This is a genomic window from Acidianus manzaensis (assembly GCF_002116695.1).
Classification (GTDB): domain Archaea; phylum Thermoproteota; class Thermoprotei_A; order Sulfolobales; family Sulfolobaceae; genus Acidianus; species Acidianus manzaensis.
Genome location: NZ_CP020477.1, coordinates 2,461,865 through 2,480,512, shown reverse-complemented (window position 1 = coordinate 2,480,512; position 18,648 = coordinate 2,461,865). Strand labels below are relative to the sequence as shown.

At 30.4% G+C, this 18,648-nt stretch carries 16 protein-coding genes; 14 read left to right on the top strand and 2 right to left on the bottom strand.

What is annotated here, in order from left to right:
- Positions 1-118: 118 nt before the first annotated feature.
- Together B6F84_RS12905 and B6F84_RS12900 are read right to left on the bottom strand one after the other, a co-directional pair.
- Positions 119-754, bottom strand: a complete 636-nt coding sequence (locus tag B6F84_RS12905; RefSeq protein WP_148692621.1) for an amidohydrolase family protein — start codon at positions 752-754, stop codon at positions 119-121.
- A gap of 404 nt (positions 755-1,158) precedes the next feature.
- Positions 1,159-2,553 carry a hypothetical protein gene (locus B6F84_RS12900; RefSeq protein WP_148692620.1) on the bottom strand — a complete coding sequence of 465 codons (1,395 nt, stop codon included), beginning with the start codon at positions 2,551-2,553 and terminating at the stop codon, positions 1,159-1,161.
- A gap of 494 nt (positions 2,554-3,047) precedes the next feature.
- Between B6F84_RS12900 and B6F84_RS12895 the strand changes: the two genes are divergently transcribed.
- The 14 genes from B6F84_RS12895 (at position 3,048) to B6F84_RS12840 (ending at position 18,251) form a co-directional block, all read left to right on the top strand.
- Positions 3,048-3,620, top strand: a complete 573-nt coding sequence (locus B6F84_RS12895) for a hypothetical protein (protein ID WP_148692619.1) — start codon at positions 3,048-3,050, stop codon at positions 3,618-3,620.
- A 403-nt stretch (positions 3,621-4,023) separates the two neighbouring features.
- The gene (locus tag B6F84_RS14120) at positions 4,024-4,632 is read left to right on the top strand and encodes a hypothetical protein (protein ID WP_236748974.1); all 609 of its coding nucleotides are present in this window, start codon (positions 4,024-4,026) and stop codon (positions 4,630-4,632) included.
- Complete coding sequence (locus tag B6F84_RS14115) at positions 4,629-5,225, top strand: hypothetical protein (RefSeq protein ID WP_236748973.1); 597 nt, start codon at positions 4,629-4,631, stop codon at positions 5,223-5,225. Before B6F84_RS14120 ends, B6F84_RS14115 begins: the two co-directional genes overlap by 4 nt.
- The gene (locus B6F84_RS12885; protein WP_187152700.1) at positions 5,215-6,621 is read left to right on the top strand and encodes a hypothetical protein; all 1,407 of its coding nucleotides are present in this window, start codon (positions 5,215-5,217) and stop codon (positions 6,619-6,621) included. The genes B6F84_RS14115 and B6F84_RS12885 overlap by 11 nt, the downstream gene beginning before the upstream one ends.
- A gap of 1 nt (position 6,622) precedes the next feature.
- Positions 6,623-7,069: a hypothetical protein gene (locus B6F84_RS12880; RefSeq protein WP_148692618.1), complete on the top strand. Its 447-nt coding sequence runs from the start codon at positions 6,623-6,625 to the stop codon at positions 7,067-7,069.
- Between the two features lie 951 nt (positions 7,070-8,020).
- Positions 8,021-8,557 carry a hypothetical protein gene (locus B6F84_RS12875; RefSeq protein WP_148692617.1) on the top strand — a complete coding sequence of 179 codons (537 nt, stop codon included), beginning with the start codon at positions 8,021-8,023 and terminating at the stop codon, positions 8,555-8,557.
- A complete protein-coding gene (locus B6F84_RS12870) occupies positions 8,554-10,728 on the top strand; it encodes a bactofilin family protein (protein WP_148692616.1) in 2,175 nt (724 codons plus the stop codon). The genes B6F84_RS12875 and B6F84_RS12870 overlap by 4 nt, the downstream gene beginning before the upstream one ends.
- A 444-nt stretch (positions 10,729-11,172) precedes the next feature.
- Complete coding sequence (locus B6F84_RS12865; RefSeq protein ID WP_148692615.1) at positions 11,173-12,243, top strand: M28 family peptidase; 1,071 nt, start codon at positions 11,173-11,175, stop codon at positions 12,241-12,243.
- A gap of 775 nt (positions 12,244-13,018) precedes the next feature.
- Positions 13,019-14,407 (top strand): MFS transporter, encoded by a 1,389-nt coding sequence (locus B6F84_RS12860; RefSeq protein ID WP_148692614.1) that lies wholly within the window; start codon positions 13,019-13,021, stop codon positions 14,405-14,407.
- 287 nt (positions 14,408-14,694) lie between these two features.
- The gene (locus B6F84_RS12855) at positions 14,695-15,834 is read left to right on the top strand and encodes an AAA family ATPase (RefSeq protein WP_148692613.1); all 1,140 of its coding nucleotides are present in this window, start codon (positions 14,695-14,697) and stop codon (positions 15,832-15,834) included.
- Entirely contained in the window at positions 15,812-15,967 is a 156-nt protein-coding gene (locus B6F84_RS13935; protein WP_187152699.1) for a hypothetical protein, read from the top strand. The genes B6F84_RS12855 and B6F84_RS13935 overlap by 23 nt, the downstream gene beginning before the upstream one ends.
- Positions 15,968-16,407: 440 nt before the next feature.
- A complete protein-coding gene (locus B6F84_RS12850; RefSeq protein WP_148692612.1) occupies positions 16,408-16,791 on the top strand; it encodes a HEPN domain-containing protein in 384 nt (127 codons plus the stop codon).
- Entirely contained in the window at positions 16,767-17,111 is a 345-nt protein-coding gene (locus tag B6F84_RS12845) for a nucleotidyltransferase domain-containing protein (RefSeq protein ID WP_148692611.1), read from the top strand. Before B6F84_RS12850 ends, B6F84_RS12845 begins: the two co-directional genes overlap by 25 nt.
- Positions 17,112-17,345: 234 nt before the next feature.
- A complete protein-coding gene (locus B6F84_RS12840; protein WP_148692610.1) occupies positions 17,346-18,251 on the top strand; it encodes a PDDEXK family nuclease in 906 nt (301 codons plus the stop codon).
- Positions 18,252-18,648 lie beyond the last annotated feature (397 nt).

Here is an 18,648-nt window from a genome sequence, read left to right as displayed (position 1 = left end):
GTGCACTATTTATTATAGACATCATCCATGTAAGCATCGTACCTGCTATTGAAAGATAAAATAGAGCGAAAAAGCATTAATACACGAATAATTGGATATCAACTTATATTTCCATTTTTTATTCTATATTTAAAAATTCCTTTACGTTCTCATACATTATCTTTTCATCATAAAATGGTAAATTCTTCGCAGATTCAATCAAAGATATCCCAGAGTAAGGAGATTGACTAGCGTAAATTAGACGATCCCTCCTAGAAAATACCTTGCTAGAAAATAAATAATACCTAGGGCTTATCTCATCTATTTTACCTTCCCAATTTACTAATCCAACCTTTATTTTATTATACGTTTCCAAGACATCTAAATTTGCGGGTAAATATATAATTATTGGTAAGTCATGATCCTCAGCAAATTCATAAACATACTTTAACTTGTCATTATCCAAAGAAAATTGATGATGAGAAGGATTTAACACAATCCCATGAATACCTTTATCATACTGCCTATTAATTTCCACATTTGCAGGAACTCTACAATTCGGATTATATATACCCAATCTAATTACGTAAGGTTTATCCAAACTCCACAAATATTGTTGATAAAATCCATCAACACAACACTGACAAGAATACTTATACAAAGGGCTCAAAACAATCTTCTCAATAAATAGATCATCTGAATTTGTTTCTAAATTTTTTACATAACTGTAAAGCTTAATACCATAGTAAGTTAAACCATCAATAAACCTTCTCACATACTTCCAATTATCTTCAGAGTATTAATTCTTGCCTAAATGACAGATAACACCAACAGTAGCTCTATAGAAATTAAAGTTTTAATTTACATGTTAAATATATTCAAAGCATGATTAATTTAATAAGAGAATTAGTCATATGTTTTAATTGTCATTAAGGGGATTTTCCTTTAATTGCTACAAATAGGTTGTACAGGCATAGAATAATCTTCCAAATTAATATGGAAAAACGAATCATTATATGCTATTATATAATTTCATTACCTAGGATTATTTCTGTTAGAATAAGTGACTTCAAAGAATTCGTAGAGAAGAAAAAAGAATCAATTAAGCTATCTTAGTATTATTTTCTCTTAAATCTATACATTTTACGTTTGAACTAATACATATAACTTAAAATTAATTCATATAATATAAGTATTTGTTCCATATTCTGGTATTATTGCAGTGTTTAATATTTTATTTCCATTAGGATAATACCATATTATTCCAGGAACGTTTGTAGGAGGATTTGAATAAGCAAATGCGAAATACCAATATACTATAGAATATAAATTGTTACTTGAATTTGATATCTTGCCATATAGGAATTCTGTATTATTATAGTAAAATCCATTTTTTAATATGGCTAATGAAATAGATGGGATTTCGTTCTTGATCTTGTTACTTTGTTGTGATACGAAATAAGCTTGAGATATTCCATCAGCTAATTCTGGAGAACCAAAAGTCACTGACATGTTATAACCATTAAGGCTTATCTTATCATTACTATTACTATGATTATGAGCACAGAGAGTTCCACTACTTAATATGAAACCAGTATAACTATAAACTGTCACATTAAATCCGTTAGGATGATTTAATAGAGATCCGTGTTCTATAATTACAAAATAACAATTATTATCATTTAAACTAGTTAATTCAGTACTATTAATAATCTGTCCTTCTATATAATCTGATGCCCATAACTCGCCGTTCTTCTGAAAAAGAATAACAGACACATTATTTTTACCACTTTCGCCCACTGTATAATAAGTTAAATTCAAGATATTAGCTTCCGTCTCATTATTAAAAACTTTAAACCAAAATCCAAACTCGTCTCCAGTTTGAGTAGTTAAAGTATGAGGAGCCTCAACATGGTTTAAGCCCTTATTACCTTGACTAAAAAGTCCGGTACTGCTTACTATATAAATGCCAAGACCATCTTTTCCAGGATTTAAATACGAAAAATCTAGTCTATACCATTTGCCTAAATAATTGTAGAGTATCCAAAATACTATTACATTATTAGGTTTTACTAAAGATGATAAAATATACGTAGTATTAGTTGAAATATTATAAGCCTTATAATTAACATTTCCCAATAAAGTTCCGTCTTGAGGTAAATAAACCGAAGAGCCTAAAGTAAAACTACTTAATGGACTATATTGATTAGTTTGGTGTTTAAAACTACTTGAAAACACTCCACTATTAGAATACTGAGGTAACTCATAATATAAAGAGGAATAAGGTAAGCTACTTGAATTAAACACTATTAACGTAACTGTTCTAACTGGTGCTGAAACCCAAATTAGATAACTTACGTTAAAATATTTATAAGAAGGAGATAATCCATAAAAGCCTAGAGTGGATATTTGGAACTGAATACTTTTAGATAATGAGATAACGTAACCTTGCGTAGAGACAGAAGAATCTACACCAGCAAAATAGAAGCTATATAATCCAAAAACGGACAAAGTAGCAACTACTGTAACTAAAGTTAAAATTATAGCAATAACAGCAGAACTTAATGCTTTCACTAAAGTCTCACTTATATAAAAAGTATCGCATATCTTCTATATAAATCTTCCAAACATAATTCAAAAATTATTCTACCAGAATACAAATTTAAGTTTTTTAGATAATGATAATTCTATCTAACTTCCTTCTTTGTAATATTCTTTCTGATTTTTTACTCTTAAATAAAAAGTAATTAAAATAGATTATATAACACCTTTTATTCTTTTACTAAATTAGTTCTATATCCTTTCTTTAATTAATAGCTTTTGTTAAAAAGTCACATCATTCGACATAAGGAATAAACGAATCAATTATAATAATAAAAATTTTTACGTATTTTATTCAAATATAATTTATTTATTCAATAATACTCTTTACCTTATTTGTATATAATATTAGAAATTATTTTTTAATGTATAATAGTAAATAATGTATATAATAAAATGCGTATTTTCAAATAAGAAACATCTTTTTATACTAGAAAGTTTATATAGAAAATTATAGGGAGAAAAAGATGCCATCAGAAGTGACAGACGAGCTAATTTTAATCATTATGGTTGTAGTGATAGGATTAGTAGTAGTAGGATTCACATTTGGATATCTTGCGCCCCAAATTGCATTATCCAATGCTGAAAACGTAGCATCAAACTTAGCTTCATCATCTTCAGTCTCAGTAGGTCCATTAATTATAGGAAATGGTGATACAGGAAGTATAGTAACTGAATTATATAATCCATCAACGAGCGGAACAGCTTGCATAATAGCTTTTGTCGAACCTTCTTATATGGAAGCTTCAGCAGGAGTAGTTACACCTTCTTCTACTCCATCATTTACCGTTTATTGCCCAAACGGTTCACAAGCTAGTACAACAACACTAACTAAAATATTAGACACTAATGGAAGAACTCTTTTTCAATCCGAAATAACAGCTTACAAAATTAATTTTAACACTCCAGTTACAATCAACATAAATAACGTAAATCCCGCTGATATTGTAATAATCTGGTTTATAGTTAACGAAGGAGGGTACGTTTTTAGGATAGGATATACGTACACCGGAATACCTTCCTCTACCGGGGCGAGCTAAATGAAAGGAATGTCAGTCCCAATCGCATTATTAATCCTTTTGATAATGATGATTTCAATAAATAATACCTGCATTTATAATTTTCAACGAAACTGGAGCATACTCATCCCAAGGTTCAGTTCAAGGAAACGGATATGTACAAGAACAAAACTATCAAAACCAAGAAGTTTATAAAGGAAACCCAAACATATACTATAATTCTTCTGAACAACCTTACTTACAATTCTTCTATGATTCAATACCAACTCCATTTAGTATAAGCCAAATTTACTATTTTGACAGCACCAGCTCAACATGGACTCCAGTTCTAAAAAGCAATTTAACAATAGCAGGGGAATCTAAATATCCTTTACCTAGTCAAGCCTTCGGAAATCCAATCCTTATTTTAACTACATTAGGAAACATGTACTATTTAAATCCTAATACCTCCGTAGTAACAGTTACAATAAGCGGGCCTACTGGCAAAATACCAGTATATATAGTAGCATTCGCAGATAATGGAAGTAAAGCCATACCAATCCCGATAAAAGTAGATCTAGGAAACGGAATAACTGTATTAACACCACAAGTAGTTTATCTCGATCCTGGAAGCTATACTTTGGATGACATTAATGGCTCTCCAATATTTCTATCCAGTTATGGATTAACTGCTAACTTCTTAGATTGGAGCATAGTCGGCAGTGGATACTTAAGTGAACCTAATAACCTAGATACACAATTCACATTAACAGGACCAATGGTAATAACAGCAGTATACAATGCATCATTACAAAAATATCAGGTCACAATAGAACCTCAAGGTATACTATTAGGAGGTAGCTCTACTAATAATGGAATTACTATAACATCATTAAATACAACAATACCAGTTATCATTAACAATAAGGTATATAATGTAGGATCGTCTGGAATAACGTTAAATTTAACATACGGATATCACATAATTGAATTCCCACAAGAACAGAATATAACATTTAATTATCTGGTAATTATCTTGACGCCTCACCTGTGAAAGATGGAGAAATCAACTGTTATCAATTTTCTGGATTTAGTACATCTTCTAATAACATTACCTCAAGCTCAAACAACGAAATATTTGTAAAAGGAGATGGGACAGTTTACGGAAATTATAAACCAAAAAACGTTTATTACCTTATTACCGTAAAAAACGATTTCCGCTTTAACTTTTATCCTGGAAATTCATTTCCTCCTTATATTTCTCTTGTTTATAATACTTCTCCAGTATGCGGAGATATAGCAGGACAGTTACTACAAGTTAACAATACGTACGCATGGGGACCTTTAGCTAATTACGTACCACAAGAATTCTATGCTAAGGCAGGAACTTGCTACGAAGTTACGTACCAATATCTTTGCCAGCTTCCAATTGGAAATTATACAATTGAAAAGAACTGGATTATTTCCTCTCAAAACGTCTCCTATATCTCTTTGCTAACACGTCCAGCTGGTTATAATGTTACATATGAAAGTAATGATACTTGTGAATTTTATAATACTATCGGAGGCTTATTTAACGTTTCATCTCCTTTACTCATAACAGTTTATGAGAAAATAGAATATGGAGGTTATCAAAATGGCCAATAAAAAAATGTTTAAAAAAGGGTTAATTAATGCAGTAGCTATAATTATTCTTCTAGTTATAGTAATAGCTTTAGCTGTTCCGTTTATATTCTACTCTGAATCTTTACAAAGCAATAAGGAAGTTTCTAATGTTTTAGTAAATAACTATATTTATCTTAAGAATTTACAAATAAATCAAGTAACCAGCGGACATCCAGCTATAGTTTATAATGGTACATATGTTCTCATGGTTTATACTAATGGAGAGTTTGTTCCACCTTCTAATTTGACCATAACAGAAATGCTTTATTTCAATCAAGATAAGTGGACTGAAATCCCTGAAAATTATCCTATTGTAATTTCTGTAGACAAATCTCTATCTTTACCTAGTTATGTTAAAGGAGACCCAATAATCTTAGTATCTTCTTTAGGTAACATATTTTATCTTACTCCAGGATCTGAAATAGGACCATATTCTCAGTCAGGAGTAGGAGGTATAGAAATTATTACCCAGATTTCAAATTCTTCGGGTACATTACCAGTATCAACTAATGTTACTACTAACATTTACGGTACATTTAAGAATTATACTACACCTGTAGAATTTCCAAACATTACAGGAAGTTTTGATGCTAAGGTACCAGAATATGTTTACTATGAGAATTCTAAAGGGCAAATAGTCACTGGTGTGTTCCACAATTGGAATGTAATAGGAAAAGCAAAACTTAACTCAACTAACGAATTAGGCGTAAATGTCCAATTAGAGGGACAACCAACAATTGTTATAGCTAATTACACTCCAGTATTAAGTAAAGTGGAATTAACGATAAACACCAACTATCCTGGATCAATATGCTTATCAATAGATGGGAAAAAACAATCAGTAAGTAATATGCAACAAACAATTTATGTACCCGCTGGTTTCGTCAATATCACAATTTATACATTGCAAGGTAATAATACTAACTATGAATCAGAAGGAATTATAGAACATTATCAATTTTCCTATGTAGAATACAACGAGGCACAGTATATAACTACTTCAGAAATAATTTTTGTACCTCCAAATAGTGATAATAACTACATTTATGTTTATTATCAAAATAATTATAATTATTATCAGATATGTCTAATAGCCTATAATGACACTTGTAATGATAATATTTTCATTGGTGGTGTAGGATATAATTATAATAATTCGTATTGGATCATTGGCGGTAATTATTATTTCAATCCAATTGTTACTTTCACTGGTTCTTATACTCAAGGAGCAATTACAGTATGCTTCGAATATAGTAATGGTACTACTTTTACATATAATTTTCCAAAGATTCCTGACTATATAATAATAAATCAGCCTATGAATATTATAGTGTATTATAATGTAACAATTTATTGGACACCCTTATCTGGTGAATAAAATGAAAGCTCAGTCAGCTTTAATTGCTTTTTTAATTGCTTTAATACTTATTTTGGTTATTTTAATTCCTGCTTATTATCTATTATTAAACTATTCAAAACCTTCCGTTAAATCTCCTGATTTTGCTGAAATAGCTCAAAATCAGATAAATGGAGGAAGCGTTTTAATCTATTTCAACTCTTCTCCATTTAATTCTCAAATTATAGTATTTAGAGGAAATTCTAATTTTACATTAACTGGAGTATTTAGCATCTATTATGGGAAAATAGTGAATATAACTAATTATGTTACTGCAGATTCTTCACATTTACCTTTACCTTTAGTCTATAATTTTAGTATATCAAGTGTTAGCAAATATTTCTGGAATACTACGTTAATAATACAGTTACAAGCTTATAATGTTACTGTATTTGCAACTTTATATCCTAACGAAACTGCTATCAGTTAAAGGAAACTTTTCTTTTTTATCTAAAAATATATCTCTATATGTATAAACTGACTTCATATAATTTTACTTTAGAATAAGGCTTTTGTGCACAGAATCTTTTGTTAAGGGTTCGTCATTTATCTGCAGAAATTTAATAGAAAGTTTTCATATCTGGTTCTAATTAAGCCCTAACATCAACAGTGCTTAGTAGAAATATCTTAACATAATTAACGTATGAAGTTAAAGGCTTATGATAGCAGTTAACTTTCAATACTTTTACCTTATCTTTACTATTCAAATAAGTTATTACTAGTAGTTAACGGAAATTAACGCCTTACCGAAACTGTTTAATGTAAGATTAGATAAGATTAATTCTTTTTATGATTATAAGACAAATATTTAAAATTAAGTCTAATTTGATTAAGAAAATTGGCATTACTTTTTAACGAAAAAGTCATATGAATTTCTGTAAACTTCTATACTAGATAAAACTTTTTAATGAAACAAAGAGAAGAAGTTACGTTCATTTTAGTGCATAGTCTAAAGTATCTTAATAAATTATATCTTTTTAAATTACACAATTATATCTTCTATTCACTTATGCAATTTAAAGATAAATTATTATAAAAATTCCTTGTAGTATATTGTTAAGATTGAGTCTCATTAATAGTAAAAGTTTGCCAGTTAGAAAAATGGTATTTTTGTTCTTTACTTTATATTAGATATAATTATATTAATAAAATATAAATTAATGTAGAATTTTTATATATCTTTGCTATTAAAAAAATTACTTATTTCCTATTAGAAACATTTTTTAAATATTATATCTCTTGTTATTCAACAGATAAACAAAAATTCAGATTGAACAAATAATCATAAAAGATGACATATTTAACCTTACTATACTTTTTAAAAGCAAATATTTATATAGAAGAGAAGTAAAACTAGTATTTAATTAGAAGGGTGTAATTTATGGAGAATGTTGTTAGTGTTTTCCTCATTATTGTTGCCACAGTTTTGATAGGTTTAGTTATATTTGGTTTATCATCTGTATATGCAAGTAATCAATTCAATAGTGTCACAATTGAAAATCAAGCTCAAGACATCTCGAGCGGATTGTATCTTCAAATCAGTAATAATATTACTACAGGAAGTGAAGAATCACTTTTTATAGTTCCACAAGATTTCAATTATAATGGAACTATTTATATTACTGCTTTTTATGCTCCTAGTTCTCTATATGGAAGTAGTTTAGTAACTCCACAGTATGAAAACCCATCTATACAGTCAAATATTAATATTAATGATACTTCCCCTACGCCTACTTCAGCTACGCTTTATTTCACTAATCTTAAAGAAATGTATTCAGGTAGCGTTACTCTTTGGAAGAGTATTGTAGGAGCTCCTCAAACAATAACATTTTCCAATGAAAAAGGGTATTCTCCTGTTATTCTATTTTTTGTACAAATCCAAGGTAAATATATAGAGGTGGGTTATCAATGGTTATGAAAAACATAAAAAATACAAAGGGATTATCTGAAATAATTGGTTTTTTAATTCTCCTCATAATAGTATTGGCAGTGCTTATACCATTAGGAGTTTACATGTTTTCTCAGCCTACTGTAGAAGCGCAACAAGCGGAAAATGCAAATTCTTATAAGGATTTAGCTACTGAACAATTTAGAGATTTCGAACCCACCGAACTTAGCGCTGCTGGAGTATCAGTTTCTCCAGTATACTTTATATATAGTAATGGTTCTGCATATTTTGTTTTTGTAAATAATCAAAATCCGCCAGTTAATCTAGAAATTCGCTATTTCGAAGTATTTAAGGGAGCAACTTGGACTACTATAGATCACCCAATAACAGTGTCTTTATCAAATGCTAAATCTACGTTTGATGGATATCCAGCAATACAGATACCTGTCGGAAACGTAGCTGAAGCATCTGATGTTGCTGCAGTTACTCAATTCGGAAATATAATTTACGCATCATCGCCTTATGTTTTACCTAATACCAAATTACCACAACCTGTAGGAATAGGTGAAATAGATCCATACAACTTTAGTGTAATAGAAGAACCAGAATTTAAAATAATATGCGAAACAGGAGATGGAATTCCAATACTCCAATTCATTCATGATGTTAATGGTCAAAATTCCAATACTATGGTATTTACATGGGCATATTTAGGTAGTAGTTCATCAGGATCTTTTAGCTATGATGGATATTGGTATGGACCAATTGCATATACTACACCACAACAATCAGGTTATTTGACTACATTGCCCTATCCTATATTTAAAGGAGAAATGAATGGTGTTTTTGTCGGTGGTAATTTAACATTGTCTGGTAGCTTCACAGGTAGTATTGGAAGTAACCAAGGTTATCCAATTTATTTTGAAAAGGGAACAGCTAGCAGTATAACTTTCAATAATAGTTTTATTATAGGTTCTATATACGGTAACTTTAGTGGAGAAATATGTATACCTAGTAATATATTAAATAACTATTTTATAAGTAGTGCTAGTGGATTAAATATCACTTTTAGTGGAGAAGGACATGACATAAAAATAGAAAACCTTAATGGTAGTTTGGAAATTAATGGTAACGTAACTGGTGTAGTGAATGGCAAGTCAATAAATGATAAAGGTAAAACTACTACAATATCTGGCGATATTGACTCTTTAATAATAAATGGTACTATTAAAAGTGGCCAATTATATTCACTATATAGTTCATCTTATGGATATGAAAATGGATATATACAAGGAAATATAGATAATTTAGAGTTAACAAGTAGTGGAATGTATGGTATTTTGGGTAATTTAGCAGTTTCTCCTTTAATATCTGGAACGTTTAGTAATGCTAGCCTTACTCAAGTAATTGCTACTTCAGTTCCTACTAGTCTTCTGTCTTTCTTCCCGGCTCCATTTAATACTACTATAAATGATTTTAGCGGTATGCTAACTTTATCTGATAATCATGGATATGGAACTTTTGATGGAATTATAAATTTCTCTAAACCTGGAGGAATTCTATCGTTAGCTACATATGGTTTTCAAACGTTTAGCGGGAGCATTAATGGTGAATTTGAAGGAGGATACTGGTATGAATTAGGCGCATGGGTTTCACCGGTTACTCTATCAGTAAATCCTAGCGAAGTAACTGACGGTTCAATATTTCCAGCATATTCTATCCCTAGTTTATCTGGTAACCAAAATTATTATTATGTCACTACTCCACTAGTTGTCAAAGTTCAATTGGAAATAGGTAATCCTAGCAACCAAACTTTAGAATTTAATGCTGTTCAAATTTCCATGAAGGCAGATGAAGTATATCAATTTGGGCTTCTAGGTCCTAATGGACCTTCAGGTTCTCAGCCTGTAGAAGCAACATTATATGGTAGTGCTCAAAATAATTTAAATAATCCTATTGAAGTTCCGCCATTAAGTGTAAAGCAATATACTTTGACGTTAAGTATTCCTGTTAATTCAATATTTGCTCCAGGCGTATTTCCTCCAACTCCAAGTCAACAAGAGGAGTACAGCTCAATAGAAAGCTTTACTGTTGATTATATTGAGCTCTATATGACACTATTAGAACCTAACGGTTATGGAATGACAGTTACGACGTTAATTCCACCTTATACTATTCCGGTAAATGGTCAAGCATCGTAAGCATACTATTATAATTTAATTTATCAATTTTTATTATATTTAATTTTATTATATCAAATAACTCAGTTTCTAGTATGATATAAAGTGTATATTATCGCAAATGCACTGGGAATATTATAGTAGCTTACGGAAATTAACACTTTAATAACATCGTTTATAGCTTGTGGAATATCTGAAAAATGAGGCTATTCTCTCTAATAGAACAATACGTAGAATTAACATAAAGTGTTCAAATAGTGCACACACTACATAGTTTAATTAAAGATTTAAATAGGATATTCTTTTTATAATTATACAACAAAGATAAAAATTCTAATTTAGTCAAGAGAATTCTTCATCATCTTTTAATGAAAAAGATAATTAAGGAATTTTTCCGTAAACTACTGAGTGAAATACGTCCTATTAGCTATCATGTTTTTATATAAAATTATTAGAGAGTAAACCATGGATGTCAATTTTTCTAAATCTCTTTTGTCCTTTGGAGAGGCTATTCATGGAGGAGCTCAAGAAAAGGAAATTTTAAAGAAAATTGAAGAAAGTATTTCTCTTCCCATCAAAAGATATCCAGTTTCAACAAAATTCTGGAATATAAAAAGGGAAGACGTTTATGTAAATGGAAACAAAATAAAGGCTAGCCTCCTGCCTTACACTTCTGGTTGTTTAAAAGGTAAGGTTAATAAACAGTTTAAGAAAGAGTATATGCCTTCTCATCCTTTTGATGTAAAAGGTTCTACTGATTTTGAAGGTTATATACTCGTAGATAAAAGGAGGAGAAGGATTGTAATGCCTTATCGAAGACCTGTTTCTTTTGTTATAACTGAGGATGTTAAAGATGATGATGAGATTGAGTTATGTGGTGAGGGAGATTTGGTTGAGTCTTCTTCTTATAATTTGGAGGTCACTCTTTCTGAGGGGAGGTATAACGATTATTTTGTAATTGGTGCTCATGTTGATCATTGGTTGACTGGTTTTCACGATAATTTGTTTAGTATTTCTTTGGCTTTATCTCTTAGACCTAAAGTAAAAAATCATGGAGTTAAGCTGGTTTTCTTTTCTTCTGAGGAGGGTCCTAAGTGCTGTACTGGTTCTATGCAGATGAAGAAGGATGATACTTTCGTAGCAATCTCTTTAGATGCGCTTTTCCCAAATAGGGTAGTTTTTTCTTCTACCCCTGAGTTATGGAGTTATTCTTCCTATTTTAAGGTAAAGAGGGTGGAGATGCCTTCTCCTTTTTCTGATCATTTTTCTTATATTTTAGAGGGATATCCTGGAATTGTACTTTATAATGATGATTTAATTCCTTATTATCATACTGATGAAGATGTGCCTGTAGAAGGTGATGAAAAGTTTTTTGAAGATGTTAAGAAGGGATTGGAAAAATTAATTGAGGAGTTGGATAAGAAGACTTCAGAGGAATTAGCTAAGGAATTCTATAAATTGACCGGCGTTAAATATAGAAAAGGAGCTATAATACCAGATTATAAAAATCTTACTTCTAGAATAAAAACTTTATAAGAGATATTTAAGATTTTTTGTTTAGTTAGAAATTAATACATAGACCCCTTTAAAATCTCTTTTACTGCTATTTGCAAATTAGTGTTCTCGTGAAGATGCAACGTAAGCTTATGTTAAGAACTTAACTTGTCTTATTAGTTTAAACATATCTCTATAAAGCTATACACTAAAAAGGATAATTAAAAAGACACTGATTACTCATCGCAAATTAAGCTAAAACATAATTTCCGTAAACTGCCGTAACAAACTGTTTCCATTTAAGCGTAAAAATTGTATACTTTGCATGCAAGACAAAATTAGGGAAGCTTACCCTAGATGTGGATGGGAAATTCCCGAATGGGGTAAGAATGAACAGCCAAGATGTGGGGGTTTCATCACCCTCTACGGATGAGCGTGGTTACCCCTAATTGGAGGGAGATGGATGAGCATACTTAACTTCGATGAACTCCAAGGGTTAAGAATTGAATACAAAATATATGAAATTCAATGAGACCCAAACCTCATACGAATAATCTTCACATTTTGATAATTCTAAAATTTTTGATGTACTCTTGTCTATAACCTTATTAAAAATGGTTGAACGGTTGATAATATTATTGGCTTCATTTTTATGTTATAGGTGATATAAACAAAACTTCGAAAACAAAGTTAGAAATAATATTTTATCGATTAATGAGTCTAAAATCTATATATCCTATTTCGTACTATATACTTTTTTATCTTATATATAAAATAAATACGATATATTTAAAAAAGATTAATTTTGTTTTAATTTATGAAACTAACAGATGTGTTTAAACCGTTGGATAGCAAAAAGTTTGATATGTTTCATATAAAGGCGTTATTTACTACAGGAATGGGAGTCTTTACTGACGGATATCTATTGTCTTCTATTAGCTTGGTAATCCTAGACGTACTAAGTACTTTTGGAATAACTAAGAGTAGTTCTTCGTACGAATTTTGGTTAGGAATGTTAGATGGTTCAGTATTTATAGGAGCAGCTTTAGGTGCGATTCTATTTGGATATTTGTCAAATAAAGGTAGAAAAACATTTTATGGAGTGGATGTAGCAATAATGACTATAGGAGCATTAATGCAAGCTTTTGTTTCAACTCCTGCTGAATTAGCTATTGTTAGATTTTTAGTTGGGATAGGAACTGGGGCTGACTATGTGCTTTCTCCTTTAATTATGGCAGAGCATTCTAACGCTAAGGATAGAGGAAAGTTAATTGCTATAGGATTTGGTCTAATGTGGAGTTTAGGTGATATAACTGCTTCTCTTCTCTATGTAGGAATCTCTCCTTTTATATCTGCAACAATGCTTTGGAGGATTATTTTGGCTGCTGGTGCGATTCCTGCAGCTTCGGTAATTTACTTAAGGAGAAAAGTTCCAGAAACTAGTAGATTTTTGCTGAGAATTAAAGGTGATGTAAATAAGTTTAATGAAGTAGTTAGGGAAATTACTAAAACTAACGTAGCAGTTAAAGAGAATTTGAAAGATAGCGCATCGATGAGGAGTTATTTCGCTAAGGCTGGAAGAACTTTTGCTGTTGCAGCTGTTTTATGGTTTTTGTTTGATTTAACAGGGTATGCTAATGGATTATTTGGGCCAACTTTGATCGCTAGGTCTATAGGAATTTATAATCCTGCTATTTTCTCTTTGATGATTTCAGCTATTTTCGGTTTTCCAGGTAAGTTTACTGGGATTTCGTTTATTGATAGGATTGGAAGGAAGCCTTTGCAAGCTTTAGGATCTTTATTTGAAGGAGTTTTCTTAATGGTCTTTGGTTTTCTGCTTCCTATCGGCGCTCTTCCTATAGTTCTTTTGCTAATATACGGTTTTCATGAATTTGCCGGGAGCGTTGGGCCTGGTATAATAAGTACCGCTGGAATGTTGGGTGTTGAAGTTGCTCCTACTAAGGTTAGAGGTTTGGTTCAAGCAATGACTGTAGCTTCGGGGAGAACTGGAGCTGCTATCGCGTCATTCTTATTTCCTGTCCTATTCATTTCAGTAAGTAAGGAGGTTGCTATGGTATTTTTTGGAGTGTTGATGCTTATTGCAGCAGCGTTAACTTGGTTTGGAGTTCCAGAAACTAAAGGGAAATCGTTAGAAGAGGCTAGTAAAGAGAGCGAATTAGTGGAAAAGATTGGGGAGAAAAGCTAAAAGAAACTGGTTTTTTAGTTATCTATATTATTTGCTGATGTTTTAAGTTTCTGCGTTTTTCTCTTTGACGTATATGAATGGTATTCTGCTAATTTTTAGATTTTTTAATCTTTAAAAATATCTCTAACTTAGTTAGTTTTTACGGTTATTACATGGTTTCACGTCAGTTATTCCATGTTTGAGAATTAAGAATGCTACTTCTATCTTTTTATTATTGTGCAGTTAAAATACTCGAAATATGCTTCATTAATTTTTAAATTTATTATTTTCAAAGAGTATTTAGAATTATGAAATTTGAAGTTAAGAAGGTAGGTCCTATTGAGGATGTGCATTTAGAGTTTGGGGATAAAGTAGTGATTGTAGGACCTAATTCGTCCGGAAAAACGATATTATCTTCTCTTTTCTATTTTGTTATTTCTCCTTTTGGACCACCGTTTTCTTCTCTTCCTCCCTTATCGGGTGAAGTGAACTTTGATGAAAATAAAGTAGAAATAAATATTCAGAAGATTGTCGAGGATAATAAAGAAAGGATAATTAAAGTACTTAAATCTAATTTGGAAAAAATTGTTGATCCTTCAGTATTTGGAGATAATTCAGAAATATCTACAGATAAATATACTTTAAAATTAGGTTCTAATGAGATAGAGGTTAAACAAGATAGTTTTTCTTTAGAAATAACAAAAGATAAAGATAATATATCTTTATTTATTTCCAAAGATATAACTATTCATGTAAAGGGTAACATAACAGAAATTAAATCAATGTTCATTTCCGTCTTAGTAGAAAGATTCTTTTCCACTGAATGGTACCCTTCTGTTTATTTAAGCGCTGAAAGAATGGCCTTGCCTTCTTTGCTTCCGCTTATTAATTTTTCAGTTTTCTCACCTAACCCTATCAAACCGTTAAAGTCATTAATTTTAGATCCTTTAAGATGGGTTTACTCTGGAGAATTCGATGTGCTAGGACATAAGGTTGTTATAAGTAGGGATTTAACTAATCAGTTAAGGTTTGATGTGTTTAAGGATAATAAAAATATAGGCACTGCTGTTTCAAGTGGAGTTTACCAGTATAGTTTGGTTAAAGCATTTTCGAATCATCCTTCAATTAAAGGATTAATTATTGAAGAGCCTGAGATAAATCTTCATTCAGACGCTCAGATTAAAGTCGGTAAGGAGATAGCAAAATTTAATAAAAAATTATTTATAACTACCCACTCCGTATGGATACCCGTGGTGTTAGGATATTTATTGAGAGAAAAAGTCAAAATCTATGAAATAGTAAAAGGTGTAGCTGAGGAAAGAAAGGTTTATGAAAATGGTTTATTAGAAAACTTAGAGACAATTTTACCTATTGAAAATGAAACTATAGAAGAAATGCTTAACGGAAATTTCGAGGAATCTAGTAATGCTACCAATAATTCAGAATGAAAATTACATTTGGGTCAAGCTTGACTGGATTTTCGGAGAAGGTGCTGATGCTTATTGCGTAGAAAAGACTAAAAATGGACTTTCTAATCCAATATTGATTGAAATAAAAGATAGTAAGAGTAAACTTTTTTGAAGCAACAAAACAATTGGAAAAATCTATAAAAAAGATAAAAGAAGGAAAAACAATTAAGTCTCTTTTTATTTACAGTGAAGAAGACCCAGTAACCGCGAACCTTGAAACTTTAAGAAGAAACGCTAAACTTGGGAATATAGAGATTATATATTATAATTATAGTAGATTGGATAAATTAAGAAATATTTTAGATCTTCTTAGATGAAAATATATAAAGGAGAAGTTTATAAGTAGATTGTATTTGGAACTTGAAAACTTCTATTGATATTATAAAATAGATGATCGATAAGAAGAAGACTCAACAAATAGTTTTTGTTTCAGATTAATATTTCTCTTTTTTCTTAATTGGTATAAGGAGATAATCCAATTCTAAAGTAGATGAGGACTTGAAGTAACGATAAGAATTAGTTTATTTTTTATTGTTACAATAAGATATTAATATGAAATACACTGATTGGATTGCTCAAGCTAACGAGGATCTAAGTGCTTCTGAGATCTTGCTTAACAACGGAAAATACTTTGCCTCAGCATATTATTCCCAACAAGCTGTAGAAAAAATTCTAAAGGCGTTGCTTCTACATTTAGGCAAAGACCCTGATATGAATTCCCTAACTGAACTTGTAGAGCTAATTGAAAATGAGGGAGTTTCGGTTCCCCAAAATATTAAGGAAGATGCAATGATTCTATCACCTCATTTTATTATATCAAGATATCCAGATGCTGCTAATGGAGTACCAGCCAAGCAATACAGTAAGAGCATGGCTACAGATTTATTGAAGAGAGCTAAGGAGGTGATACAATGGGTAAAGGAAAAAGTGCAATAGAAAGTCAGAAAAAAATGATAGATCTAGCCAAGAACATAGTATTGAAAATAGCTAAAGATTTACCTCTAACTGAAGTTTATATTTTTGGAAGTAGAGCTAGATGTGATTACTTAGATTCTAGTGATATTGATCTTGTATTTGTATTGAGAGGAATTAAAAAATTAACCGTATTTGAAAGGATGAATATGATTTCAAAGTATATATCTGGTAGAGTTGATTATATAGTTCTTGATGAGGAGGAAAAAGATAGATTACCTAAAGATTCCAAACTGTTTTGGAATATTAGAAATGGATTTATTGAAAAAGATTATGATAAATAATGATATTAGTTTATAACTTTAAAACTCTCTAAAAAATAGAAGTTGCTTTACTTTATATTATCTTTACATTTTTAGTCACTAAAACTGCGTCATCTTCTATTAAATTGTAAGATGAAATCTTAATTATGAATAATAATTTTTATATTGTTTGAGATATTTACACTGAAACTTATTATTGAAACTGAACTCAATTGAAATAAGGTATTTTTAAACTCCATTGCTCCTTATTTATTTGTGTTTAAGCTACTGTACTTTAGATCTACTTACACTGAAATTCCTCTTTCAATCTCAATATTTGTTCAGTATGATGCAAAGATAGAGAAAATGTTGCAAACAGTTAAAGAGAAATGTGGAATAGAAGTAGAAAGTAGGGACTTAAGTATTGAGGTAGAGAAATCATTTTATACTAACTATCTTGAAAATAATTATTTATTACAAGATAACCTGCAAATCCTCTTTGAAAACGGAATAAATGTTTCAATTAAAAATCCAAGAGATAAGTTCAAAAGTGGGAAGAATAAAGATCTTTCCTTCTCTTTATTCGTTTTCTACGGAGAGAAAGTGATTGTAGGACTTAAGGGTAATCCAGTCTTTCAAAATGATGAAGTAACTCAGTTTCTTGAGCGACTAAGTAACAACTGTTCCTTTCTTAATCTTTTGCAAATTACTGAAGGTAAAAAGAAGGCACCAAGAAGTGAGAGTGAAATCATTAGAGAATTTGCTAGTATGTTAAAGTCCAAGGGATACTCCTGCTTTAAAAATGTAAAGGAAATACCCAGATTTAAATCAATTATTGCATTCCCAGATATTGATTTAATTGCTGTTAAAGGAGAGGAAGTGTTATGCTTTGAAGCAAAATCTTCTTCTGAAACTAAGAATTTATACACTGCTTTAGGAGAGGCAATGTATTATTTGATAAATGAGATCGAAAATCAAGGAGGATTCTGTGATAAAGTTTACATACTTTTACCAGATGAACCGAAAGACTCTAGAGCGTATTTAATTTCAAAGCTTACACCTATTGGAATAATATTGATAAACGGGAAAGTAATATTGGAAGCAAATCAAAATCCATATCTTAACTTGAGTGTCAAAAAGAAATTCCTCTCTAGCTTACAAGAAATGAGAAATAAAATTTGATAGGCTAAATAATGTGTAATAGTATGCTATGTCTTACAAATGTAAGAGTATTTAAGTAGTCTGAGTCTGCTTTATAACTATAAGGATTTTAAATTTCCGGTAACGGAATAATTCCGATGGCGGAAAATTAATTTAATACAATTTTATTTAGCGTAAAAACAAACTGTAAGGAAAGGATCTATGATTCGTTAATCTCTAAGTGTTATCAAAGCTCTTAGGGAAGTAGCAGATTTAATTTACTAGTTTAGGCTTGCTGAAGTTAACAGCTCTTTGTTAGAAAGTTATTTTCATAAACTCAACTTATTTATATCTTTATTTGGAGAAAAATATGCATGTAAAATTAATATCTATCTACAGAATTTTATAAAAGAATTGAAAGTGTTCAAAACAAACTAAA

Coding starts and splice junctions, on each gene's coding strand:
- B6F84_RS12895 (WP_148692619.1), top strand. CDS start 3,048: ATGCCATCAGAAGTGACAGACGAGCTAATTTTAATCATTATGGTTGTA.
- B6F84_RS12865 (WP_148692615.1), top strand. CDS start 11,173: ATGGATGTCAATTTTTCTAAATCTCTTTTGTCCTTTGGAGAGGCTATT.
- B6F84_RS12885 (WP_187152700.1), top strand. CDS start 5,215: ATGGCCAATAAAAAAATGTTTAAAAAAGGGTTAATTAATGCAGTAGCT.
- B6F84_RS12860 (WP_148692614.1), top strand. CDS start 13,019: ATGAAACTAACAGATGTGTTTAAACCGTTGGATAGCAAAAAGTTTGAT.
- B6F84_RS12850 (WP_148692612.1), top strand. CDS start 16,408: ATGAAATACACTGATTGGATTGCTCAAGCTAACGAGGATCTAAGTGCT.
- B6F84_RS12855 (WP_148692613.1), top strand. CDS start 14,695: ATGAAATTTGAAGTTAAGAAGGTAGGTCCTATTGAGGATGTGCATTTA.
- B6F84_RS12845 (WP_148692611.1), top strand. CDS start 16,767: ATGGGTAAAGGAAAAAGTGCAATAGAAAGTCAGAAAAAAATGATAGAT.
- B6F84_RS12875 (WP_148692617.1), top strand. CDS start 8,021: ATGGAGAATGTTGTTAGTGTTTTCCTCATTATTGTTGCCACAGTTTTG.
- B6F84_RS14120 (WP_236748974.1), top strand. CDS start 4,024: ATGTACTATTTAAATCCTAATACCTCCGTAGTAACAGTTACAATAAGC.
- B6F84_RS12870 (WP_148692616.1), top strand. CDS start 8,554: ATGAAAAACATAAAAAATACAAAGGGATTATCTGAAATAATTGGTTTT.
- B6F84_RS13935 (WP_187152699.1), top strand. CDS start 15,812: ATGCTACCAATAATTCAGAATGAAAATTACATTTGGGTCAAGCTTGAC.
- B6F84_RS12880 (WP_148692618.1), top strand. CDS start 6,623: ATGAAAGCTCAGTCAGCTTTAATTGCTTTTTTAATTGCTTTAATACTT.